Annotated in this window: 18 protein-coding genes; 4 read left to right on the forward strand and 14 right to left on the reverse strand. The window is 68.1% G+C overall.

Annotated features, from left to right (window positions below; genetic code table 11):
* Positions 1-45: 45 nt before the first annotated feature.
* The 4 genes from AC3WMR_RS07060 to AC3WMR_RS07075 form a co-directional block, all read right to left on the reverse strand.
* Positions 46-1,203 (reverse strand): NAD(P)H-dependent flavin oxidoreductase, encoded by a 1,158-nt coding sequence (locus tag AC3WMR_RS07060; RefSeq protein WP_492263342.1) that lies wholly within the window; start codon positions 1,201-1,203, stop codon positions 46-48.
* Between the two features lie 126 nt (positions 1,204-1,329).
* Complete coding sequence (locus AC3WMR_RS07065; RefSeq protein WP_025137710.1) at positions 1,330-2,718, reverse strand: tripartite tricarboxylate transporter permease; 1,389 nt, start codon at positions 2,716-2,718, stop codon at positions 1,330-1,332.
* The gene (locus AC3WMR_RS07070) at positions 2,715-3,188 is read right to left on the reverse strand and encodes a hypothetical protein (RefSeq protein ID WP_492263343.1); all 474 of its coding nucleotides are present in this window, start codon (positions 3,186-3,188) and stop codon (positions 2,715-2,717) included. Before AC3WMR_RS07070 ends, AC3WMR_RS07065 begins: the two co-directional genes overlap by 4 nt.
* A gap of 93 nt (positions 3,189-3,281) precedes the next feature.
* Positions 3,282-4,571 carry a hydroxymethylglutaryl-CoA reductase, degradative gene (locus tag AC3WMR_RS07075; protein WP_492263344.1) on the reverse strand — a complete coding sequence of 430 codons (1,290 nt, stop codon included), beginning with the start codon at positions 4,569-4,571 and terminating at the stop codon, positions 3,282-3,284.
* Positions 4,572-4,703: 132 nt separating this feature from the next.
* On the opposite strand from AC3WMR_RS07075, the gene AC3WMR_RS07080 reads away from it, so the two are divergent.
* Positions 4,704-6,143 (forward strand): aminotransferase-like domain-containing protein, encoded by a 1,440-nt coding sequence (locus AC3WMR_RS07080; RefSeq protein ID WP_492263345.1) that lies wholly within the window; start codon positions 4,704-4,706, stop codon positions 6,141-6,143.
* Here the strand turns inward: AC3WMR_RS07080 and AC3WMR_RS07085 are convergent.
* The 7 genes from AC3WMR_RS07085 to AC3WMR_RS07115 form a co-directional block, all read right to left on the reverse strand.
* Positions 6,134-6,931 carry an anaerobic ribonucleoside-triphosphate reductase activating protein gene (locus AC3WMR_RS07085; RefSeq protein WP_492263346.1) on the reverse strand — a complete coding sequence of 266 codons (798 nt, stop codon included), beginning with the start codon at positions 6,929-6,931 and terminating at the stop codon, positions 6,134-6,136. The two genes, AC3WMR_RS07080 and AC3WMR_RS07085, sit on opposite strands and share 10 nt — an antisense overlap.
* Positions 6,897-7,079 carry an anaerobic ribonucleoside-triphosphate reductase gene (gene nrdD, locus AC3WMR_RS07090; protein WP_492263347.1) on the reverse strand — a complete coding sequence of 61 codons (183 nt, stop codon included), beginning with the start codon at positions 7,077-7,079 and terminating at the stop codon, positions 6,897-6,899. Before nrdD ends, AC3WMR_RS07085 begins: the two co-directional genes overlap by 35 nt.
* A gap of 47 nt (positions 7,080-7,126) precedes the next feature.
* Complete coding sequence (locus AC3WMR_RS07095) at positions 7,127-9,127, reverse strand: ribonucleoside triphosphate reductase (protein ID WP_492263348.1); 2,001 nt, start codon at positions 9,125-9,127, stop codon at positions 7,127-7,129.
* Positions 9,128-9,274: 147 nt separating this feature from the next.
* A complete protein-coding gene (locus AC3WMR_RS07100; protein WP_492263349.1) occupies positions 9,275-9,625 on the reverse strand; it encodes a DUF3325 domain-containing protein in 351 nt (116 codons plus the stop codon).
* Positions 9,622-11,241 carry a PepSY-associated TM helix domain-containing protein gene (locus AC3WMR_RS07105; RefSeq protein WP_492263350.1) on the reverse strand — a complete coding sequence of 540 codons (1,620 nt, stop codon included), beginning with the start codon at positions 11,239-11,241 and terminating at the stop codon, positions 9,622-9,624. The genes AC3WMR_RS07100 and AC3WMR_RS07105 overlap by 4 nt, the downstream gene beginning before the upstream one ends.
* Before the next feature lie 240 nt (positions 11,242-11,481).
* Positions 11,482-12,489, reverse strand: coding sequence for a Bug family tripartite tricarboxylate transporter substrate binding protein (locus AC3WMR_RS07110; protein ID WP_492263351.1), 1,008 nt, complete (start codon positions 12,487-12,489; stop codon positions 11,482-11,484).
* A 31-nt stretch (positions 12,490-12,520) separates the two neighbouring features.
* Positions 12,521-13,930, reverse strand: a complete 1,410-nt coding sequence (locus AC3WMR_RS07115; RefSeq protein WP_492263352.1) for a M20 family metallopeptidase — start codon at positions 13,928-13,930, stop codon at positions 12,521-12,523.
* Between the two features lie 235 nt (positions 13,931-14,165).
* Between AC3WMR_RS07115 and AC3WMR_RS07120 the strand changes: the two genes are divergently transcribed.
* Together AC3WMR_RS07120 and AC3WMR_RS07125 are read left to right on the forward strand one after the other, a co-directional pair.
* On the forward strand, positions 14,166-15,092 hold the full coding sequence (locus AC3WMR_RS07120; RefSeq protein WP_492263353.1) for a LysR substrate-binding domain-containing protein: 927 nt from the start codon (positions 14,166-14,168) through the stop codon (positions 15,090-15,092).
* Positions 15,093-15,330: 238 nt separating this feature from the next.
* A complete protein-coding gene (locus tag AC3WMR_RS07125) occupies positions 15,331-15,705 on the forward strand; it encodes a UCP019853 family protein (protein ID WP_492263354.1) in 375 nt (124 codons plus the stop codon).
* Positions 15,706-15,783: 78 nt separating this feature from the next.
* Here the strand turns inward: AC3WMR_RS07125 and AC3WMR_RS07130 are convergent, their stop codons facing one another.
* Complete coding sequence (locus tag AC3WMR_RS07130) at positions 15,784-16,344, reverse strand: RNA 2'-phosphotransferase (RefSeq protein ID WP_492263355.1); 561 nt, start codon at positions 16,342-16,344, stop codon at positions 15,784-15,786.
* Between the two features lie 89 nt (positions 16,345-16,433).
* Between AC3WMR_RS07130 and AC3WMR_RS07135 the strand changes: the two genes are divergently transcribed.
* Positions 16,434-16,868: a hypothetical protein gene (locus AC3WMR_RS07135; RefSeq protein WP_492263356.1), complete on the forward strand. Its 435-nt coding sequence runs from the start codon at positions 16,434-16,436 to the stop codon at positions 16,866-16,868.
* A gap of 49 nt (positions 16,869-16,917) precedes the next feature.
* On the opposite strand, the gene AC3WMR_RS07140 is transcribed toward AC3WMR_RS07135, so the two are convergent.
* Both AC3WMR_RS07140 and AC3WMR_RS07145 read right to left on the reverse strand, forming a co-directional pair.
* On the reverse strand, positions 16,918-19,998 hold the full coding sequence (locus AC3WMR_RS07140; protein ID WP_492263357.1) for an efflux RND transporter permease subunit: 3,081 nt from the start codon (positions 19,996-19,998) through the stop codon (positions 16,918-16,920).
* Positions 19,995-23,072: a multidrug efflux RND transporter permease subunit gene (locus AC3WMR_RS07145; RefSeq protein ID WP_492263358.1), complete on the reverse strand. Its 3,078-nt coding sequence runs from the start codon at positions 23,070-23,072 to the stop codon at positions 19,995-19,997. Before AC3WMR_RS07145 ends, AC3WMR_RS07140 begins: the two co-directional genes overlap by 4 nt.
* Positions 23,073-23,079 lie beyond the last annotated feature (7 nt).

A 23,079-nucleotide genomic window follows, 5' to 3' on the forward strand; every position in this document is an offset into this window, starting at 1 on the left:
ATTTACGGAAGCCTCAGGGGCCGTTGCCCCCGCACCCGCCAATCGTCATGCCGCGGCCGGCATCCTGCCGTTCAGCAGGTAATCCATCAATTCCCGTACGCTGCGCATCGCATCGCCGAATGGCAGCCTGGACGCCCCGCGAAAGAACAGGCCGCGGCTGACTTCGCCGCGCATGGCGGCGGCCAGCTTCAGGTCGATGCAGAATTGGCCGAAACGCGAGATGCCGTCGCGGATGCCGCATTGCGTCAGGCAGTCCATGCGCTGGCTGCAACGGCGCGGGTCGCAGCGGGCGCCGGCCTGCAGCGTTTTTTCCTGGCGCAGGTAGCGGGTCAGCCACGGCGTGGCGACGGCGCGGGCGGGCAGGCCGGCCACGCTGGTGAATTCGGCCAGTTTGGCGGGGTCGGCGTCCATCAGGACGCGCTTGAAGTTCTCGTGCGCGTCGCCTTCCTGCGTGACGGCAAAGGCGGTGCCGACCTGCACCGCATCGGCGCCGTTGGCCAGCCAGTGTCTGACCTGCTCATGGCTGCCCACGCCGCCGGCCACGATCAGGCGCGGCGCGTCGCTGCCCAGTTGCAGGTCCTGGAACAGCTGGTGGCATTCGCCCAGCACGCGCTTGAATTCGAAGCGTTCGTCGTGGATGTCGTCCAGGCGCGCGGCGCCCAGGTGGCCGCCGGCGTAGCCGGGGTGTTCGATGACGACGGCGTCGGCCATGCGGCCTTTCTTCATCCATTTTTTCAGCACGGCGGCCACGCCGCGCGCTTCGGACAGGATCGGGATCAGCGCGACCTTCGGATAGTCGGCGGTCATGTCGGGCAGGTCCAGCGGCAGGCCGGCGCCCATGACGATGGCCTGGGCACCGCTTTCGCAGGCCTGGCGCACCAGGGCCGGATGGTCGCGCACGGCTTTCATGACGTTCACGGCCACCAGGCCGCGACCCTCGGCCATGTCCAGCGCCGCGCGCACTTCGCGGTCCAGCGCCACGCGGTTGGCGTCATCGATGCGTTCGCGGTCGCGGCAGTGCTCGGTCTGTTCGACCAGGTCGGGGTGGTGATGGCGCAAGTCCACACTGGCAATGGTGCCGACCGCGTTCTGGCTGGCGACGGCGCCAGCCAGGCGATGGGCGGACACGCCCACGCCCATGCCGCCCTGGACGATGGGCAGCAATTCGCGTCCAGCGAGGGTGAGTGATTGGAACCACGTCATGAAGAAGCCTTTCATAGGAACAGTGGTTCCGAGGCTAGAGCAAGGCATGACGCGCCGCTTTGCGCGGGATCAAGTGGGAGGGGGATACAGGCGGAGCGCACCGGCTCCGCCTGAATGGACCGCGCGTTACGCCACCAGCTTGACCAGCGCCGGCACCGTCAGCACGGCGGTGTAGTAGCCCATGAACTGCACGCCGGTGTTAAAGCCGAACAGGCGCGACAAGAGGCCGCCGAACAGGCCCATGGTCAGGATCACCAGCAGGCCCAGGAACTGGCCTTCCCAGACGCTGATCACGATGATCAACCCGACGAAGGTGGCAATGATGGCCTCGTGGCTGACCTTGCGCGACACGAACAGCGCGGCGCGGCGCGCGAAGTTCATGGCGAATGGGTACGACACCACCGCTGCCAGCAACACCGCCAGCATGCCGTAGCCGAGGAATTCCCAGTGGTTCAGCAGGTTGTGCAGGTTGTGGGTTTCGCCGGTGGCCGCATCCACCGTGAAGCGGGGCGGGGCGTTGAACAACGGCGCGGCGGGGCCGGCAGCCACCGGGCTGAGCGGCAGGCCGAAGGCGATCAGCGGAATCAGGGCCTCGGCGATGTAGGTCGCCTCGGTGACGCCGTTGCGCGCGCTGAGCACGGTGGTCAGGCGGTGGTAGGCGTGCTTGATGCGCGAGCCGACCAGTTCGCCCAGCACCACGGTCATGGCGACGGGGCTGAACACGAAGGTGGCGCTGGAAATCGTGGCGGTGGCCAGCGTCCAGCGGGTCTGGATGCGGTCCATGACCTTGAGCGGGTTGGGGAAGTAACCCGACCAGCCCTTCACGTCCGGCGCCAGCGAGAACGTGCGCACCTTGTCGCGCATCATCTTGGCGCGGCCCTGCGGCGCGATTACCGTGAACAGGTCGGCGATCAGCGGGCCGATGGCAATGCCCAGGAAGTAGCTGATGCTGAGCTTGACGCCGTACTTGGCCGTCAGGCTTTGCAGCGCCACGATCACCACCACGAAGGGCACCAGCAGCGCCACGGCGGCCCAGCGGCCGGCCGAGAAGTAGGCAATCAGCACGGCCGCGGCCAGGAAGATCCACGGCGCCGACTTGGTGATGGCGCCGCCGAACGGCGCCAGCAGCACGGCAAACAGCACTGCCAGCGGCACGGCCACGAAGGCCGCGACGATGGCGCCGGACACCATCTTGCGCAGCGCGATGTGCGGCACGCCCAGCTTGCGCAGCATGTTGGCGTCCTGTAGCAATGGCGTGGCCAGCGTGTCGCCCGGTATGCCCAAGAGCGCGGTCGGCACGGCGTGGGTCATGTGCTTGGCGACGGCGCCCGCCAGGAAGAAGGTGAAGACGCCGGCGGGCGGCACGCCCAGCAGCACGACCAGCAGCGTCAGCGGGGCCAGCGTGGTGGTCTCGTCGGTGCCGGACACCAGGCCGATGGCGGCGAATACCACGGCGCCCAAGAGACCCATGGCGGCGGCCACCATGATTTGTTCAAGCAGTGCGGGATCGCTCATGCCAGCACCTCTTTGGCGGCGCCTTGCGGCAGGTTGCGGGCGGCGGGCGCGGGGGCCGGCGCGGCGAACAGTTCGTACAGGTCCAGTGCTTTCAGTTCCTCGACCACCGCGGGCGGCAGGTCGGCCAGGGTGCCCAGGCCGCCGGGTTGCGCGGCCAGTTCGGCCAGCACTTCGGCCCGCCAGGCGGGATCGTGCGACGCGCTGTGCTCGACCACTTCGCGCTTGGGCGGGAACAGGCGTGCGCAGATCACGCCGGCCAGCACGCAGCCGGCCAGGCCCGCCAGCATGGCGTAGGCGTGGGCCAGTTCGGGCGAGGCCACGCGGGTGCGCAGCCAGCTGCTGGCGGCGTAGAAGCCGGCCACGCTGACACCGATGCCGATGGCGATCGCCCAGGCCAGGTGGCGCAGGTCGACCGTGTCGTTCCATACTTCGGCCAGGCGTCCGGCGGACACCTTGCTGTCTCTATCCATGTCTGTCTCCTTGATGGATGGGCGGCGGCCAGGTCTGGCGCGCCGCCTCTGTTCTTGTGCGGCCGGCGGTGGGCCGCCAGCCGATGCCAGCCCCTAGACCGGTTTACGCAGTTCCTCCAGCAGTGCCACGGCGCGGTCGGTGCGCACGTCGTGTTCCGCGGCCATGCGCTTGGCGATGGCGTCGATTTCGGCGCCGACGGCGCCTGCCGTCAGCGCGATGTTGCGTGCGTGCAGCGCCATGTGGCCGCGCTGGATGCCTTCGGTGGCCAGGGCGCGCAGCGCGCCCAGGTTCTGCGCCAGGCCGACGGCCACGGCGATCTCGCCCAGTTCCTGGGCCGAGCGCACCGCCAGGATCTTGAGCGCGATGCGTGCCAGCGGATGGGTCTTGGTGGCGCCGCCCACCAGGCCCACCGGCATCGGCATTTCCAGCGTGCCGACCAGGGCGCCCGAAGCGTCTTTTTCCCAATGGGTCAGCGACGTGTAGCGGCCGTCGCGGCAGGCGTAGGCGTGGGCGCCGGCTTCGACGGCGCGCCAGTCGTTGCCGGTGGCGACGATGACCGGGTCGATGCCGTTCATGATGCCCTTGTTGTGCGTGGCGGCACGGTAGGGGTCGATGGCGGCGAAGGTGTAGGCGTCCAGCACGCCTTCGATGATCTCGGCGCCGCTGCGGTCCTTGGTGTCCAGCACGTCGGGCGTCAGTCGCACGCGGGCCCGCGACAGGCGCAGGTCGGCCAGGTTGGACAGGATGCGCAGGCGCACCGAGCCGCCGGTGATTTCCTCGACCAGCGGGGCGACGGCCTCGGCCATGGTGTTGACGGTGTTGGCGCCCATGGCGTCGCGCACGTCCACGATCAGGTGCAGCACGATCATCGGGCCGCGCGGGGTGTCGGCGAACACGTGCACCTCAATGTCCTGGCAGCCGCCGCCCAGGCCGATCAGCACCTTGTCGCGGCTGTTGGCCAGCGTCACGATGCGTTCGCGTTCGCGCAGCAGCGCCAGGCGCGCGCCGTGCGGGTCGGTCAGGCCCAGCACCTGAACCTGGGCGCGCATCAGCGGCCGGGTGCTGGACGTTTCGAAGCCGCCGCCGCTGCGCGCCAGCTTGGCCATGAACGAGGCGGCCGCCACCACCGACGGCTCTTCCACCGCCATGGGCACCAGCACGTCGCGGCCGTTGATCTGGAAGTTGCCGGCCACGCCCAGCGGCAGCTCGAAGGCGCCGATGACGTTTTCGATCATGCCGTCGGCGCGGTCCAGGCCCAGCGCGCCGGGTTCGGCCAGCAACTGGCGTTCCTCGGGCGTCAGTTCGGCGGCGTCGGCGATGGCCGACAGGCGTTGGGCGGGGGCGAGGGCGCGGAAGTTCGGCAGGCGTGAATCGGCCACCATGGCATGTCTCCATATAAGAATCAGGTGGCGAGATTCTAGGTAAACTGTACCGGCATTCAGAGGTACAGTTTGGACGAACAGTACCATTGCACTGCACCAATTTCGGCCTTCTCCCGACTGGAATCCCACCCCGTGGACGACGACAATCCCCTGGGCCGCGCCCCGCGCGCCGCACCCATCGCCGAAAGCCTGGCCCGCCTGATCGGACGCCAGATCGCCGACGGCGTCTACCGGCCCGGCGACAAGCTGCCGTCGCTGCGCGAGCTGGCGCAATTGCACCGCTACGCCAAGAACACGGTGGTGGTGGCGTTTGAAATGCTGGTGGCGCGCGGGCTGGTCGAGCCGCGCCGCGGGTCCGGCTTCTATGTGCTGGACACGGGCCCGGCGCAACGCGCGGCCGACGAAGAACCGGGCCAGCTCAGCCGCGCCATGGACATCGTCTGGCTGATGCGCGAACAGCTGAAGACGCAGCCCGACGCCATCGCCGCAGGCGACGGCTTTCCGCCGGTGGAATGGCTTGCCGACATGCGCATGGACCGCTACCACCAGAGGGTGGTGCGCACCGGCCTGGGCACCTTGTTCCGCTATGGCAGCCGCTTTGGCTACGCCCCGCTGCGCGAAAGCCTGGTGCGCAAGCTGGGCGACGTGGGTATCAGCGCGGCGCCGTCGCAGCTGGTGCTGACGCACGGCGCCAACGAGGCCATGGACCTGGTGATCCGCTACTTCCTGCCGCCGGGTGCGGCGGCGCTGGTGGACGATCCGGGCTACTACCCGCTGTTCGGCAAGCTGAAGCTGGCGGGGGTACGCATGCTGGGCGTGCCGCGCCTGCCGGACGGCCCGGACCTGGCCGTGCTGGAAGCCTTGCTGCAGCGCGAGAAGCCGCGGCTGTTCTTCACGCAATCGCTGGCGCACAACCCCACGGGGTCGGATATCTCGCCGGCCAAGGCCTACAAGCTGCTGCAACTGGCCGAACGCCATAACCTGATCGTGGTCGAGAACGACCCGCTGGCCGACTTCAAGCCGACCTCGGCGGTGCGCATGTCGGCGCTGGATCAGCTGGAGCGCACGGTCTACATCGGCAGCTTTTCCAAATCGTTTTCGGCGGCGCTGCGGGTGGGCTTCATTGCCTGCGGCGCGGCGCTGGCCAGTGACCTGGCCGACCTGAAGGCGCTGGTGCACGTCAGCAGTTCGGAATACTGCGAACGCATGGTGGACGTGATGCTGCGCGAGGGCCACTACGAACGCCACCTGGTGCGCTTGCGCCAGCGTTTGCAGGCCGCCACGGGCAACGCCTTGCAGGTGCTGGATGCACTGGGGGCCAAGGTGCACGTGCGGCCGACACGCTCGCTGTATCTGTGGGCGGCGTTTCCGGGCGTGGAAAATTCACTGACGCTGGCGCAGGACCTGATGCCCGAGAAAGTCATCATGGCGCCGGGCCGCGTGTTCAGCGTGGACCCGACGGCGGTGTCGCCCTGGTCGCGCTGCAACGTGGGCGCGGTGGTGTCGCCGCGCTTTCAGACGGCGCTGGCGGCGCAGCTGGGCCAGGCCGGGCGGCGCCCGGGTCAACGGTAGGCGAACTGTTCGAAAAGGGCCTGCAATGCGGCCTGCGCCGGGGCGGTCAGGTGCCAGGCCGGCATCGCATCGGGGCTGGCCCGCGCGCTTTGCACCGCAAAGCGCTTCACGCCGCGGCGCGCCAGTTCGCCGGCCAGGGCCAGCAGACGGGCTTCGCTCAGCCAGTCCGGATGCCAGGTGAGGCGGCATTCGAAATCCACGCCGGCCGTCAGCAATTGCGTCAGGCAGGCCTGGGCGGGACGTTGCGAGTCGCGCCGGCCAGTGATGTCGTCATAGCCTTGCGCGTCGGCCTTGATGTCCAGGCCCACCCAGTCCAGGTAGCGCAACACGTCGGCCAGGCGCAGCGGGTAGATGCCGGCGGTGTGCAGGCCGATGCGAAAACCCATGCGGCGCGCCTCGCGGATCATCGAGGGCAGGCGCGGTTCGCTCAGCGGTTCGCCGCCCGAGAACACCACGGCGTCCAGCAGGCCCTGGCGGTTGTCCAGGAAGGCGCGCACGTCGCGCCAGTCGTAGCGCGCGGCGCGGGTCTGCAATTCGGGGTTGTGGCAGTAGTGGCAGCGCCAGGGGCAGCCGGCGATGAAGACCACGGCAGCCAGCGTGCCGGGCCAGTCCACGGTGGAAAACGGCGTCAGGCCGCCCACCGCCGCGCAATGGCGCGGCAGCGGCTGCGCCACCGGACGCGGCGGCGCGGCGTGGGCCACGCGCAGCGCCTGGCGGCGCGCCGCCGGGGCGGCCTTGCGGCCAGCGGGTGCGTCAGGCACGCCGTTCGACGAAGAAGCGGCGCTCATTGAATTCGCCTTGTTTGCCGGTGTTGAAGGAAGACACGGGGCGGTGATAGCCCATGACGCGGGTCCAGACTTCGCAGCGCACCCGCTGGCTGTCGGGCAGGCGCACGTCCTGGGGCGCAGTGGGTGCAACAGAGATCAAGGTTTGCATGGCGGTTCCTTGGGGTTGGGCCGGGCGGGAATGCCCGGTGAAAAAATTCAAGCCGGGGCGCAGCACGCGGCCTGCCTGGCTTGCAGTTCGGCATCGCACTTCGGGCAGAACTCGTGGTGCCCGGCCAGGTAGCCGTGGTTGGGGCAGATCGAGAACGTGGGCGTGACGGTGATGTAGGGCAGCCGGAAATTCGACAGTGCGCGCCGCACCAGCGCCTTGCAGGCGTCGGCCGACGACACGGCTTCGTTCATGTACAGGTGCAGCACGGTGCCGCCGGTGTATTTGCCTTGCAGCGCTTCCTGCAGCGACAGCGCCTCGAACGGGTCGTCGGTGTGGCCCACCGGCAGTTGGCTGGAATTGGTGTAGTACGGCTGGGCCGCGGTGCCGGCTTGCAGAATGTTGGGCCAGCGCTTTTTGTCTTCGCGGGCGAAGCGGTAGGTGGTGCCTTCGGCCGGCGTGGCTTCCAGGTTGTAGAGGTGGCCGGTTTCTTCCTGGAACTGCGTCATGCGCTCGCGCACCCGGTCCAGGAGGCGCACGGCCAGCGCGTGGCCGGCAGGCGTGGTGACGTCGTCGCTATCGCCGCTGAAGTTGCGGATCATCTCGTTGATGCCGTTCACGCCCAGCGTGCTGAAGTGATTGCGCAGCGTGCCCAGGTAACGCCGGGTGTAGGGGTACAGGCCCTGGTCGATGTAGCGCTGCACCACCTTGCGCTTGGTCTCGAGCACGTCGCGGCCCAGGCCCAGCAGATGGTCCAGGCGCGCCATCAACGCGGCTTCGTCGCCCTGGCAGGTATGGCCCAGGCGGGCGCAGTTCACCGTCACCACGCCGACCGAGCCGGTCTGCTCGGCCGACCCGAACAGGCCGTTGCCGCGCTTGAGCAGCTCGCGCAGGTCCAGTTGCAGGCGGCAGCACATGGATCGCACCATGTGCGGTTCCAGGTCGGAATTCAGGAAGTTCTGGAAGTAGGGCAGCCCGTAGCGCGCCGTCATCTCGAACAGGCGCGTGGTGTTGGGATGGTCCCAGTCGAAATCGGGCGTGATGTTGTAGGTGGGAATGGGGAAGGTGAACACGCGACCCTTGGCGTCGCCGGCCATCATCACTTCGATGTAGGCGCGGTTGATCATGTCCATTTCAACTTGCAGATCGCCGTAGGCAAAGGGCATTTCCTCGCCGCCCACGTAGGGAATCTGTTCCTTCAGGTCGGCCGGGCAGGTCCAGTCGAAGGTCAGGTTGGTGAACGGCGTCTGCGTGCCCCAGCGGCTGGGCACGTTCAGGTTGTAGATCAGTTCCTGCATGGCCTGCTTGACCTCGCCGTAGGTCATCGCGTCGCGCCGGATGAAGGGCGCCATGTAGGTGTCGAACGAACTGAACGCCTGTGCGCCGGCCCATTCGTTCTGCAGCGTGCCCAGGAAGTTCACGATCTGGCCGATGGCCGCCGACATGTGGCGCGGCGGCGTGGCCTCGACCTTGCCGGGAATGCCGTTGAAGCCTTCGGTCAGCAGCTGGCGCAGCGACCAGCCGGCGCAATAGCCGCTGAGCATGTCCAGGTCGTGGATGTGGATGTCGCCTTCGCGGTGGGCGCGGCCGGCCTCGGGCGTGAAGACGTTGGACAGCCAGTAGTTGGCGGTGACCTTGCCGGCCACGTTCAGGATCAGCCCGCCCAGGCTGTAGCCCTGGTTGGCGTTGGCGTTGACGCGCCAGTCGCGCTGTTCCAGGTATTCCTCCATGGCGCTTTCCACGTCCACCAGCGTGTGGCGCAGCGAGCGCAGGCGGGCGTGCTGTTCGCGGTACACGATGTAGGCGCGGGCGGTGCGCCAGTAGCCGGCGCGCACCAGCGTCTCTTCGACCTGGTTCTGGATGGTCTCTACGCCGGGGCAGACATTGCCGTCGGCGGCCAGCGCGTCGATCACGGCAGCGGTCAGCGCCTGGGCGACGTCGGCGTCCAGTTCGGCCGTGCTGTGGCCCGCGGCGGCGATGGCCGCGGCGATCTTGGCGCGGTCGAATTCCACGACCCGGCCGTCGCGCTTGAGGATGTGTTCGAGTTGCATCGCTGGCACCATATGTTGTGGGGTGAGAAAACTCTACCACCACCTATGGTGCTCGATGCGTCCCGGCGGCGCTGTTTGTCGGCCGGGTTTGATGCGGGTCAAATGGGGGCGGGCGCACCCGCGCCGGCGCAATTCGGCAGTGCGGCCCTAGAACCCGAAGCTGACGCCCGCGATGGAAATCACCACCGCCAGGGCTGCCGTGCGCATCGCCGGGCGCGGCGCCCACGACAGCATGCCGACCCACAGCAGGGCGCCGGCCGACAGCCAGCCCAGCCAGGCCACCACGCCCACGGTATTGCCCCACAGGCCCACGCAGGGCAGCAGCGCCAGCAGCAGCAACAGGATGCCGGCGCCGCGCAGCACGCGGGTATGGCTGGTCGACGGGTCGCGGCCCCAGACCTGGTCGTAATGGCGCGGCATGGCCAGGCTGAGACAAGCCATGCCGGAATAGGTCAGCAAGAGCGCCATGGCAATGCCGGCGGCGTCATTCAGATTCATGCGGCGGCTTCCTGTGGGGCGCGGGGAGGGCGGGGTTTGCCTTGCGGCGGGGCCGAGAGCGGCTTGTTGCGCAATCGTATCGCAGCCCAGGCGGCGGCCAGGCCCGTGGCCATGGCCGTGAGCTCGACGCCGGCGCTTTCCCAGTCGCCGCGGCCGATCTGCGCCAGCGGATGATCGCCCAGCGTCACCAGCGACAGCACGGGCAGCAGCAGGCACAGCGCTGCCAACAGACCCAGCTGCCCGATCCAGGCGCGCCGCGGCGTGCACAGCCAGGCATGCGCCAGCGTCAGCGCCCACACGATGAAGAACACGCGCACTTCCCAGCCCGCGCGCTGCGGCAGCGACACCGGCAACAGGCGGTTGGCCCACAGGTAGGCGATGCAGGCGATGGCCAGTCCCGCCATTGCCGCCACGTTCAGCCCTTCGATCAGGCGGTAGACGCGCGCGGTGGCGGCGCCGAATTCGTTGCCCATCCTGGCGCGGCGCTTGACCATGAAGAGTACGGCGCCCGTGCCCATCATGGCGGTGCCGGCCAGCCCGCACAGAAAGTACAGCCACTTCATGGCCAGGCCGCCGAACTTGACCATGTGCAGGTCGGACATGACCTGGCGGGTCAGCGATGCGCTGCCGCCGTGCACGCCGCCGGGCGTGCGCATGCGCAGCACTTCGCCGGTGGCGCCGGAAAACTCCACCATGCCGGTGGTGCTGCTGATCGACCGGTACGTCGTGGCGTCTTCGTTCCAGCCATACACGCCGATGCGCATGGCGCCGTCTTCCGGGTTGTTGATGACGATGGCGCGGGCGCTCTGGCCGATCATCCGTTCGGCGCGGGCCACGAGGGGTTCCAGCGCGGGCACGGCCAGCGGCGTGCCGGTGGGGGCCGGCTTGTCTTCGCCCATCAGCTCGGCCAGGTACTGGCGCGACGCGTCCATGCCGGGCCCATACGCCGCCACCATGGGCGCGGGCATCAGCGACACGCTGGAAATCACGATGCCGGTGTAGACGATCATGAACTGGAACGGCAGCGTCAGCACCGCGGTCGCGTTGTGCGCGTCCAGCCATGAACGCTGGCCTTTCCTGGCGCGGAAGGTGAAGAAGTCCTTGAAGATGCGCTTGTGCGTGACCACGCCGGACACCATCGCCACCAGCATCGCCATGGCCGCGAAGGCCACGATCCACAGGCCGACGGGATCGGCGTGCAGGGTGTAGTGGAAGTCGACGAAGTGCGTGCCGCCGATCGTGGCGCGCGCGGCGCCGTGGGCATCTTCGGCGAGTTCCTCGCCCGTGTCGGGGTCCAGTTCGGCGTCGGCGTATTCGCCGTTCTTGTCGAACCAGTAGGCCACCAGGCCATTGTCGTGGAAGCGGTCGACGGGCCAGATCTCCCACATGCCGGCGCCGGGGTGGTGGCGCGTCATGTATTGCACGGCCAGCTCGAGCCGGCGTTCGCGGTTCACGGGGGCGGACGTCTGCTGCGCGGCCTGGGCTTCGGCGGCGTGGTGCTCGGGCGTCATCCAGTGCGTGATGGCCTCGGAAAACACCGCCAGCGAGCCGGTCAGGAACACGGCGAACAGCAACCAGGAAAACCACAGGCCGACCCAGGTGTGCAGCCAGGCCATGGATAAGCGGAAACCGGATTTCAGAACGGGCCTCTTTATTGTCGACGCGGCCGCAGAAGGGGCGCGGGCATTTTATTGAGAATGGTTCTGATTCTAGTCTAAATGGGGTCGGAGTGGGTGGGCCGCAGCGGCGTGCGGCCCGTTTTTCCTGATACGAGCTCGTCGCCGTATGCCGGCAGCGCTGCCAGAGGGCCGCTCGGCGGCGTCAATGGCGCTGGATGCGCGTAGGCTGGCCCAGGCTCAATCCAGCTTGATGTCGGCGCGCCGGCCCACTTCGGCAAAGGTGCGCAGCTCGTCTTCCATGCGGGCCTTGAAGGCCGGGCCAGGCAGGTACACGGGTTCCAGCGCCAGGTCATTGATGGCGCGGCGCACCTGCGGATCCTGCATGATGCTCGACACCGCTTGGTTCAGCGTATCCAGCACCGGGGCGGGCGTGCGGGCCGGCGCGACCAGGCCGTACCAGCCCACCATCGACACGCCGGGCAGGCCGCTCTCGATGAAGGTGGGCACGTCGGGCAATTGCGGCACGCGGTGTTCGCCGGTGACGGCCAGCGCGCGCACCTTGCCGGCCTTGACCTGCGGCGCGGCCGACGACACGGTATCCACGCCCAGCGCGATCTCGCCGCCGATGAGCGCCGTGATGAACTGGGCGCTGCCCTTGTAGGGCACCGGCGTCATCTTGGCGCCGGCGGCCTCGGCAAACATTTCGCCCACCAGATGCGGCGCGGACCCCGGGCCGAAGGTGCCGTACATCAGGCCGCCACTGGCGCTGTGGCGGCGGGCCAGTTCGGCGGCTTCCTGGGCGGTGTTGGCCGCAAGGCCGTTCTGCACCAGCAGCACCACCGGGGCCAGCGCGACGATGGCAATGTGCTCGAAGCTGGCGCGCGGGTCGTAGGGCAACGATGGTTTCAACGCGGGCAATACGGTGTAGGTGGTGCTGCCCGACAGCAGCAGCGTGTAGCCGTCGGGCTGGGCGCGCGCCACGGCATCGGCGCCGATGACGGTGGAGGCGCCGGGGCGGTTTTCCACGATGACGGCCTGGCCCAGCTTGCCCGACAGCTTGTTGGCCAGCAGGCGCGCCACGGCGTCGGTGGCGCCGCCCGGGGTAAACGGCACGACCAGCTTGATGGCCTGTTCAGGATAGGCGGCGCGGGCGTCGTCCGCCCAGGTCGCGGCGCAAAGGGTGGCCGCCAGCAGGGCGGCGGCGGACAGGCGGGTCAGGAAGCGGGGGCACAAGGGCAGGGTCATGGACGGTGTGGGAGCGGGATGGGGTAATCGGTCAGGCAGCGGGCCTGGCGGCCTGGCGCAGCGCGGCGCCCTGAGCGCCCAGGTCCCAGAACAGGCCCGCCATGATCGCCAGCCCTTCGCGCGCCACGCTGCCCAGCAGGTGTTCGTTGGGCGCATGCTGCGCGCAGGCGGGGTAGGAATGCGGCACCCAGAGCGTGGGCAGGCCAAGCTGGTCCGCGAAGATGTCGTTGGGCAGCGAGCCGCCCAGGTTTGGCAAGAGCGCCGGGCGCCGGCCCGTGGTGCGTTCCAGCGAGGCGGCAGCCCAACGTACCCAGGCGTTGTCGGGCGACAGGCGGGTGGCGCCGGCCTGCATGCCCACGTGGATCTTCACGTCGCTGAAGCCCGCCTGGTCCAGGTGCGCGCGCACGTGCGATTCCAACGCCTTCCAGTCGGTGCCCACCACGAAGCGCAGCTGGCACCAGGCCACGGCTTCGGGCGGAATGGCGTTGACCGGCTTGGCTGGATCGCCCGCGCCGCAGGTCAGTACGTCCAGGCTGTTCCAGCCGAATACTTTCTCCGGCGCCGACAGGCCCGGTTCGCCCCAATACGCGTTGATCTCGGGATCGTCCGCGCCGCCGCCCACTTCCAGGTCGGCCAGCGCCGCGGCCACCGCCGCGGGGATGGGCGGCGGGCGCAGGCCCGCCACCTGGATGCGGCCGTTGGCATCGACCAGCGAGGCGATGGCGTGCGACAGCACGATGGCGGGGTTGGCGAGCAGGCCGCCCCAGTTGCCCGAGTGGTAGCCGCGTTCACGCGCGCGCAGCGACAGTTCGAAATTCACCGCGCCGCGCGAGCCCATGAACAGGGTGGGACGCGCGGCGTTCAACCGCGGCCCGTCGCTGGCGATGAACACGTCGGCCGCCAGTGCCTCGCGCTGCGCTTCGCAGAACGCCGCCAGCCCGGGTGAGCCGGCTTCTTCGCCGGTCTCGATCAGCCACGTGGCGTTGAAGCCCAGTTTGCCGCCGCGCGCCCGCAGGGTCTGGCGCAGGGCGGTCAGGTTGATAGTGTGCTGGCCCTTGTTGTCGGCCGTGCCGCGGCCGTACCAGCGGTCGCCCTCGACCTGCAGGCGCCAGGGGTCGCGGCCTGCTTCCCACTTGGCCGCGTTGCCACGCACCACGTCGCCGTGGCCGTACATCAGCACCGTCGGCAGCAGTGGGTCTTCGATGCGCCGCGCCACCAGGATGGGCAGGTCCATGCCGGCCGGGTTGGGATGCACCTGACAGGAAAAGCCCAGGTCGGTCAGCGCCGGCACCAGGTTGTCGTTCAGGTAGGCATGCTGGCGCGGGCCTTGGTCGGGCACCTCGCTTTCGGTCGGGTAGGCGACGCGGCCGGCCAGTTCGGCCAGCAGGGAACCGTCGTCATAGGCGTGGGTGGCATGCTGGATAGCGAGTTCTCGGGTCACGGCGGTCTCGGGGCAGGCGGCAAAGGCACAAAGTTATTACGCTTGCTCGCGTGCCACAATTAGATATTTCGCATATGAGCATTGCTATTTAGGCATGGATTGGAAGCCGTCCCCAGAGGGTGGGGCAGGGCGAGGCGGCGCTGCAGGGTTTGGCAAGGCGGCGCACTGCGGGTATTCCATGACGGGTTGGCGATGACGGTATTTACGAAGACGGCGCTGCCGTGACGAGGTTGCCATGATTTCGCTGGGTCTGAGATATTTCCTGGAAGTCGCGCGCGGCGGCTCCATCGCCGCCGCGGCTGCCGCGCTGCACGTGGCCGCCTCGGCCGTCAGCCGCCAGATTTCAAAACTGGAAGATGAATTGGGCGTGACGTTGTTCGAGCGGCGCGCCCGCGGCATGGCGCTCAGCGAGGCCGGCCTGCAACTGGCCGCCTACGCCAACGCCGCCGAACTGGAAGCCGAACGCGTCGCCGCCGGCATCCGCCAGCGCAACGCGTTGGGCGACGTGACCATCCGCGTGGCCTGCACGGAAGGCTTCGCCCATGGCTTTCTGCCGATGTGCATGGCCGACTTCAAGCGCAGCCGCCCCGAGGCGCGCTTTCACCTGCGCGTCGAGCATCCCGAAGAGGTCAACCGCCACGTGCTGGAAGGCCTGTCGCAACTGGCCCTGCGCTACACCGTCGCGCAGGACGACCGCTTGAAGACCGAACTGCTGTGCCGCGCCCCGGTCTACGCCATCATGTGCCGGCGCCACCCGCTGGCCACCCGGCGCAGCATCGGCATGCGCGACCTGACCCAAGTGCCGCTGTCGCTGGGCGACCCGGGCACGACCGTGCGCCAGTTGTTCGATGCCGCCTGTGCCAACGCCGGCCTGCACATCGAGCCGGCCTACGTGTCCAACCATTCGGCGGCCTTCCTGCCGATGCTGCCCGGCAGCCAGATCGTGGCCTTGTCGGGGTATCTGACATTGATGGGGCAGATGCACGGCGCGGGCCTGGTGGCCGTGCCGTTCAGCAATCCGGAAATGCGCCAGCGCAGCATCCAGGTGGTGACGCTGCAAGGGCGCACCTTGCCGCCGCTGGCGCGGGAGTTCCTGGGGTTGCTGGCGGAACGCTTGAATGCGGCGCCGCGGGCGCCGGAGGGGGAGCGGGGCGGGGGATGATCGAGAATTGGACGCTTCCCATGCGCTTTTCGGATCGGGATGCGTAACGTAGCGGCATCAGCGGGAAGTACTTAAAATCCTGTTCCACTATGCCGTTTTACGGCTGTGTCGTACCAGGGCTCGTCTGTGCCAGCGTTCACGCGGGCCGCAAGCCAGACCTTGCGAAATTGAAAGAATCGAAACACACGATGGCAGTTGCATCGGCGGCAGGACCCTGGCAAATGAAGCGACTTGATCGATGATATATCCGGCGCTTGTGGAATCCTTCGGCTCAGTGATCGAAGAAGAGGTTACTGTCGTGATCGCTGGGCAGCGATTGACCTGCTTTGCGAACTGCGCTCCGTACCTGCTCGAGGCAGGTAAGGTCTATCCGGTGGAATTGTCTTGCATGGTGTTTGAAGACTACTCGGTGGAAGAAGTCGCCGATCAAGTGCCTGCCATCATTCGCACGGGAAATGCATATGCCTATCGCATCATTGGCGAACTGGCAGACGACTGCCTGCGTAGTTGCGGTCTTGAATTTCAAGATGAGGTTCTCCTTTCGGATTTTGGTTTCCTGGAAGGCAGAGTGGTCTCGTGGAAGATCGATAGATTGGATATCCGGTTTCTGTAGAGGCTCGTGAGGGACAGGCGTCCGTTTATGGCGATCGCTACGATCGGCGCCAGTCTTCGTCGGCTTGAGGCAGCGAGCTCAGCCTGCTGCCACATCCACATCAAAGAACCCCACCGGCACATGCGCCGTCAGCCATACGCCGTTGTCCGCCTGGAAAAACACGTGTCCCGCCTGCCGCATCCGGTCTGCAGCGACCTTCAACACGACGGGTTTGCCATAGCGCCGCCCCACCGACACGGCGGTGGTGATGTCTTGCGACAGGTGGACGTGATGGCGGCGGCCGGGGATCAGGCCTTGTTGCTGGATCGATTCAAGAAAGCGCGTGGCGGTGCCGTGATACAGGAACGGCGGCGGTTCTTTTTCGATGTGCTGGATGTCGACGCTGTCGCTGGTGTGCCCCTGGACGGCGCGTATGCGGGCGTCGTCCGGCGAGATCGAAAAGCGCTTTTTGTCGTTGTCGCGCACGACGTCCGCGATCAGATCGCGGTCCAGGCGGCGGCCGTGTTGGGCTGCCGCGGCAATGAGTTGATCGATGTCGGCCCAGCCTTCCTGGTCGAGTGCCAGGCCGATGGATTCGGGCGCGTGGCGCAGGATATAGCTGAGAAACTTGCTGGTGTCGGTATTCTTTTTGTTATGCATTTTTTATTGTTGTTGATTTTTTTTATTGTTGTTGATTGTGCGCCGGCAACTTGAATGTGTCGGCTGCGCATGATTTTACAGGAGACCCCATGGACCCCCGCAAGCAACTGCTGGAAAAACTCGAAGCGCTGGATGCGCTGGACGATGCGCATTTTCCGGTGGTGACGCTGGATGAATACTTCACCGGCAATGATCAGGAAGAATCCATCGCGCCGAACCAGTGGGAGTACGGACGCCCGCCGATCCGCGAGATCCATGCGCACTTCCAGGCCATCGCGCAACGGCCTGACGTGCAGGGCGTCTATGTCGGACTGCATCAGGATTGGGGCATGGCGCTGGAGTGCGACGATTGGCCCGCCGCCGAAAACATCCACGTGATTTCGTCGGCCCCGCAGGAAACGGCCGAGCAATGGCTCGAAGGGCTGGAGGCGGACGGCCTTATCGTCGGCTGGCCCTATGGCAAGCACGCGGCAGCGCCCGAGCCTGGCGCGGGGTTCCACGTGTACACGGTGTGCTGGGATTGACTTGCTCCAAGAGACGCAAATTGAGAACGAAGCATCTCAATGTGAGTCTTCAACCCGCTGATGTACGCCCGCGCCACCCCGCCACCCGCAGCCGCATCCTTTCCAACGCCAGATAAACGATCGGCGTCGTGTACAGCGTCAGGAACTGGCTGATCATCAAGCCGCCCACGATCGCGACCCCCAGCGGGCGGCGCAGTTCCGAGCCTTCGCCCATGCCCAAGACCAGCGGCAGCGCGCCCAACAGACCCGCCAGGTTGGTCATGACGATGGGGCGCAGGCGCAGCATGGCGGCGCGGTGGATGGCTTGTTCGGGGGTGAGGCCTTCGCGGCGCTCCAGGCTGAGCGCGAAGTCGATCATCAGGATGGCGTTCTTCATCACCACGCCCACCAGCAGGAACAGCCCCAGCAGCGCGATCAGCGTGAACTCGATGTTGGCCAGCCGCAGCGCGAGCAGCGCGCCGACGCCGGCCGACGGCAGGGTCGACAGGATGGTCAGCGGGTGCAGCGGGCTTTCGTACAGGATGCCCAGCACCAGGTAGATGGCCACCAGCACGCCCAGGATCAGCCACGGCTGGTCCTGCAGGCTTTGCTGGAAGCTGCGGGCGTTGCCGCCCAGGCGGGTCTGGATGTGGGCGGGCACCATCAGCTTGGCCATGGCGGCGTCAATGGCGGCCAGGCCTTGCTGCAGCGATACGCCTTCGGCCAGCGAAAAGCCCACGCCCACGGCGGCAAAGAGGCCGTCGTGAAAGACGCGGTCGTTGACCAGGCCATGTTCATAGGTGGCGAAGGCCGTGAGCGGCACGCGGCTGCCGTCGGCGGCCACGACCTGCACGCGTTCCAGCACCTCGGGGTCTTCGGTGTAGCGCGGGTCCAGCTCCAGCACCACACGATACTGGTTCATGGGGTCGTACAGGGTGGCGACCTGGCGCTGGCTGAACGAATTGCTGAGCACGCTGCTGATCGTCTGCATGTCCACGCCCAGGCGCTGGGCGGCGCCGCGGTCGATGTTGATGACCACCTGCTGGGTGGCGGCGTCGCCGACGGCGTCGACGTCCCGCAGTTCGGGAATGTCCTGCATGGCGCGGGAAATGCGGCGCGACCATTGCCGCAGGGCGGGCACGTCGCTGGCCATGATGGCCAGTTCGTGGTCGCCCGAATTGCCGAAGCCGCCGGGCATGCGCAGGTCCTGGTCTACGTTCAAAAAGAACATGCCGCCCGGCACGGGCGGGGCGTTGGCGCGCAGCCAGTTGATCACCTGGGCCGACGATTCGCCGCGCTCGGCGGCGGGTTTGAGGCGGATGAGAAACAGCGAGTTGCTGATGCCCAGGCTGCCGCCGTTGTAGCCGATGACGTCCTGCACGGCCGGATGCCGCAGCACCAGTTGGCGGTAGACGTCGATCTTGGGCTGCATGACCTGGAACGAGAAGCCATCGTCACCGCGCACGAAGCCCACGAGCTGGCCGGTGTCCTGCTGCGGCAGGAAGCCCTTGGGCGCCTGGGCGTACAGGTAGACGTTCAGGGCCACGACGCCGGCCAGCAGCAGCAAGGTCAGGCGGGCGTGGCCCAGCACGCGCGTCAGCGACACGCCATACCAATGGTGCAGGCGGCCGAAGACGGCGCGCAGGCGGGAGGGGCGGGCGGCGTGGGCCACGGGGGCCGCCGGCCGCAGCCAGCGCGCGCACAGGCTGGGAATGATGGCGACCGACACCACTAGCGAGATGACGATGGCCGCGACCAGCGTGATCGAGAACTCGCGGAACAGGCGTTCCACCAGGCCGCCCATGAACAGGATCGACACGAACACCACGGACAGCGCCAGCGTCATGGCGACCAGGGTGAAGCCGACTTCGCGCACGCCGCGCAGCGCGGCCTGGCGCGGGGCCAGGCCACGTTCCAGGTGGCGGGTGATGTTTTCCAGCACCACGATGGCGTCGTCGACCACCAGGCCGGCCGCCACGATCAGCGCCATCAGCGACAGGTTGTTCAGCGAGAAGCCCCACAGGTACATGACGGCGAAGGTGGATACCAGGCACACGGGAATCGCGACGCTGGGAATGGCGGCGGCGCGCGCGCTGCCCAGGAACAGCCACACCACCAGGATCACCAGGCCCACGGCCAGGGCCAGGGTGATGTGGGCCTCGCGCAGGGTGGCGTGGATGCCGGGAGAACGGTCCAGCACCACGGTCAGGTCGACGTCGGCCGGCATCAGCGCGCGCAGGCCGGGCAGGGCCTGGTTGATGGCGGCGATGGTCTCGATGATGTTGGCGCCGGGCTGGCGGCTGATGGTCAGGACGACCGACGGGTTCTGGTTGTGAAAGCCGCTGCTGTAGCGGTTCTCGACCGAATCACTGACCTTGGCGACCTGCGCCAGGCGGGTGGTGGCGCCGTCCTGGTGGCGCACGATCAGGCCGTTGTAGTCGTGGGCGGTGCGCGGCTGGCCGGGCGTGCCGACTTCCCAGCGCTGGCCGGGCGAGTCCAGCTGGCCCTGCGGGCCCATGGGGGCGGCGTTGGCGATGGCCTGGCGCAGGTCGTCCAGGGCAATGCCGTAGTGGGCCAGCGCGTTGGGGTTGACCTGCACCCGCACGGCCGGTAGCGAGCTGCCACCCAGCGTCACTTCGCCCACGCCGACGACCTGCGAGATCTTCTGCGCCAGCACGGTGGCGCCCAGGTCATACAGCTGTCCCGCGGGCCGGGTGGGCGAGCTGAGCGCCAGGGCCATGATGGGGGCTTGCGACGGGTTGATCTTGCGGTAGGTGGGGTTGCCGGGCATGCCCGACGGCAGCTCGGCGCGGGCAGCGTTGATGGCGGCCTGCACGTCGCGCGCGGCTTCGTTGATGTCGCGGTCCAGCGCGAATTGCAACAGCACGCGGGTGGCGCCCTGGTTGCTGGACGAGCTCATGGCGCTGACGCCGGCAATGGCGCCCAGCGCCCGTTCCAGCGGCGCGGCCACGGTGCTGGCCATGCTTTCGGGGCTGGCGCCGGGCAGCTCGGCGCGCACCTCGATGGTGGGAAAGTCCACCTGCGGCAGCGGCGCGACGGGCAAGAGGCGCCAGGCCACCGCGCCCAGCAGCGTCAGCGCCACCGCCAGGAAAATGCAGGCGATGGGGCGGTGCAGCAGCGCGCGGATCATGGCGCCGGCCGGTCGGCGGCGGCCGGGGCGGCAGCGCGGCGGCGCTGGCCCAGGCGGTGGAAGAACAGATAGACGGCGGGCGTGGTGAACAGCGTCAGCACCTGGCTGACCAAGAGGCCGCCCACCATCACCCAGCCCAGCGGCTGGCGCAATTCCGCGCCCGACCCGGTGGCCAGCATCAGCGGCAGGGCGCCGAACAGCGCGGCCAGCGTGGTCATCAGAATCGGCCGCAGGCGCAGCAGCGCGGCTTCGCGGATGGCGGCCTGCGGCGCCAGGCCGCGGCTGCGTTCGGCTTCCAGCGCGAAGTCCACCATCATGATGCCGTTCTTCTTGACCAGGCCGATCAGCAGGATGATGCCGATGACGGCGATCAGGTCCAGCGGCCGGCCGGTCAACAGCAGCGCCAGCAGCGCGCCCACGGTGGCGGACGGCAGGGTCGACAGGATGGTGATCGGGTGGATGGCGCTTTCATACAGCATGCCCAGCACCAGGTACATGGTGACCACGGCGGCCAGCATCAGCCACAAGGTGTTGGACAGCGAGGCCTGGAAGGCCGATGCCGCGCCTTGCAGCCGCAGTTCGACGCTGGGCGGCATGGCGATGTCCTGCCGCGCGGCCTCGATGGCGGCGATGGCCTCGCCCAGGGAACCGCCCGGCGGCAGGTTGAACGACAGGTTGACGGCCGGAAACTGCGACAGGTGGTTCACCGCCAGCGGCACCGCGCGTTCGCTGACGCTGGTCAGGGCTGACAGCGCAATGGCCTGGCCGTCCTTGCTTTGCAGGTGGATGCGTTCGAGCGCGTCGGGGCTGGCGGCCAGGCGGCGGTCCACTTCCAGCACCACGCGGTACTGGTTCGACTGCGTGAACAGCGTGGCGACCTGGCGCTGGCCGAAGGCGCTGTACAGCGCCTGCGCCACGTCGTCCAGCGTCACGCCCAGGCGGGCGGCGGCGTCGCGCGACACGTCCAGGTAGGCCTGGCGGCCATCGCCCTGCAGGTCGGACGAGATGTCGGCCAATTGCGGCGCGGCAGCCAGGCGCTGGGTCAGCGCTGCGCTCCAGCGGGCCAGCAATGCGCTGTCGGGCGAGGTCAGCGTGAACTGGTACTGACCGCGGCTGACGCGGTCTTCGATGTTCAGTTCCTGCACCGGTTGCAGGAACAGGGAAATGCCCTGCACCTGGCGGGCCCGCGCGTCCAGCCGCGCCATGATGTCGGCCAGCGGCGCGCTGCGCTCGCTCCAGGGTTTCAGGTTGACCAGCAGGCGGCCGGTGTTCAGCGTGGGGTTCATGCCGTCGATGCCGATGAAGGACGACAGGCTGGCCACGTCGGGATCGCCCAGCAGGCTTTGCGCCAGCGCCTGCTGACGCCGCGACATGGCCTCGAACGAGGTGCTTTGCGCGGACTGGGTCACCCCTTGCAGTACGCCGCCGTCCTGCACCGGGAAAAAGCCCTTGGGCACGGCCAGGTACAACAGCCCCGTCAGCACGACCGTGGCCAGCATCGCCAGCAGGGTCAGGCGCTGGTGGCGCAGGGTGGCGTCGAGCCAGCCGGCATAGCGTTCCTGCAGGCGGTCCAGCAGGCCGGGCGGGCGTTCGGTGTGCGCGGGCAAGAGGCGCGCGCACATCATCGGCGTCAGCGTCAGGGACACGGCCAGCGATATCAGGATGGCCACGGCCAGCGTGATGGCGAACTCGCGGAACAGGCGGCCGACCACGTCTTCCATGAACAGCAGCGGAATCAGCACGGCGATCAGCGACAGGGTCAGGGACACCAGGGTGAAGCCGATCTGCCCGGCGCCCTTGAGCGCAGCCGACATCGGGCTGTGGCCCTGTTCACGATAGCGGGCGATGTTCTCGAGCATGACAATGGCGTCGTCCACCACGAAGCCGGCGCCGATGGTCAGCGCCATCAGCGTCAGGTTGTTGGTGGAAAACCCCGCCAGGTGCATGAAGCCGAACGTGCCGATCAGCGACAGCGGCACGGCCAGGCTGGGGATCAGCGTGGCCGGCAGGTTGCGCAGGAACAGGAAGGTGACCAGCACCACCAGGCCCACGGCAAAGGCCAGTTCCCATTGAACCCCCCGTACGGATGCGCGGATGCTCTCGGTGCGGTCGGTCAGGATGCGCACCTGCACGGCGGCGGGCAGGCTGGCGGTCAGTTGCGGCAGCAGGGCCTTGACCTGGTCGGCCACGGCGATGACGTTGGCGCCCGGCTGGCGCTGGATGTTCACCAGTACGGCGGGCTGGCGGTCGACCCAGGCGGCCAGGTAGCGGTCTTCGGCGCCGTCTTCCACCGTGGCCACGTCGCCCAGCCGCACCGGGGCGCCGTTGCGCCAGGCCACGATCAGGTCGCGGTACTCCTGGGCGCTTTGCAATTGATCGTTGGCGTCCATGATGACCGAGCGCACCGGGCCGTCGAAGCTGCCTTTGGGTTGGTTGGAGTTGGCCTTCGCGATCGTGTCGCGCAGGTCCGACAGTTGCAGCCCGCGCGCGGCCAGCGCCATCGGGTTGGCCTGCACCCTGACCGCGGGCCGCTGGCCGCCGGCCAGGCTGACCATGCCCACGCCGGACAGCTGCGCCAGGCGCTGGGTCATGCGGGTGTCGACCAGGTCGTACACCTGCGGCAGCGGCACCGAATCGGACGTGACGGCCAGCGTCAGGATGGGCACGTCCGCCGGGTTGACCTTGCGGTACACGGGCGGAGTGGGCAGGTCGTTGGGCAGCAGCGAGCCGCTGGCGCTGATGGCGGCCTGCACTTCCTGTTCGGCCACGCCCAGCGACACGTCCAGCGAGAATTGCAGCGTGATCACCGAGATGCCGCTGCCGCTGGACGACGACATCTGCTTCAAACCGGGAATCTGGCCAAAGCGGCGTTCCAGCGGCGCGGTGACGGCGCGGGCCGTTACGTCGGGGCTGGCGCCAGGGTAGGGCGTGGTGACCTGGATGATGGGGTAGTCCACCTGCGGCAAGGCCGCCACGGGCAGCAGGTGCCAGGCCAGAATGCCCGACAGCAGCAGCGCGATCATCAGGAACGACGTGGCGACCGGGCGCAGGATGAAGGGGCGGGACAGGCTCATGGTGGGG

The sequence above is a fragment of the Achromobacter sp. FW305-C-28 genome (assembly GCF_058783235.1).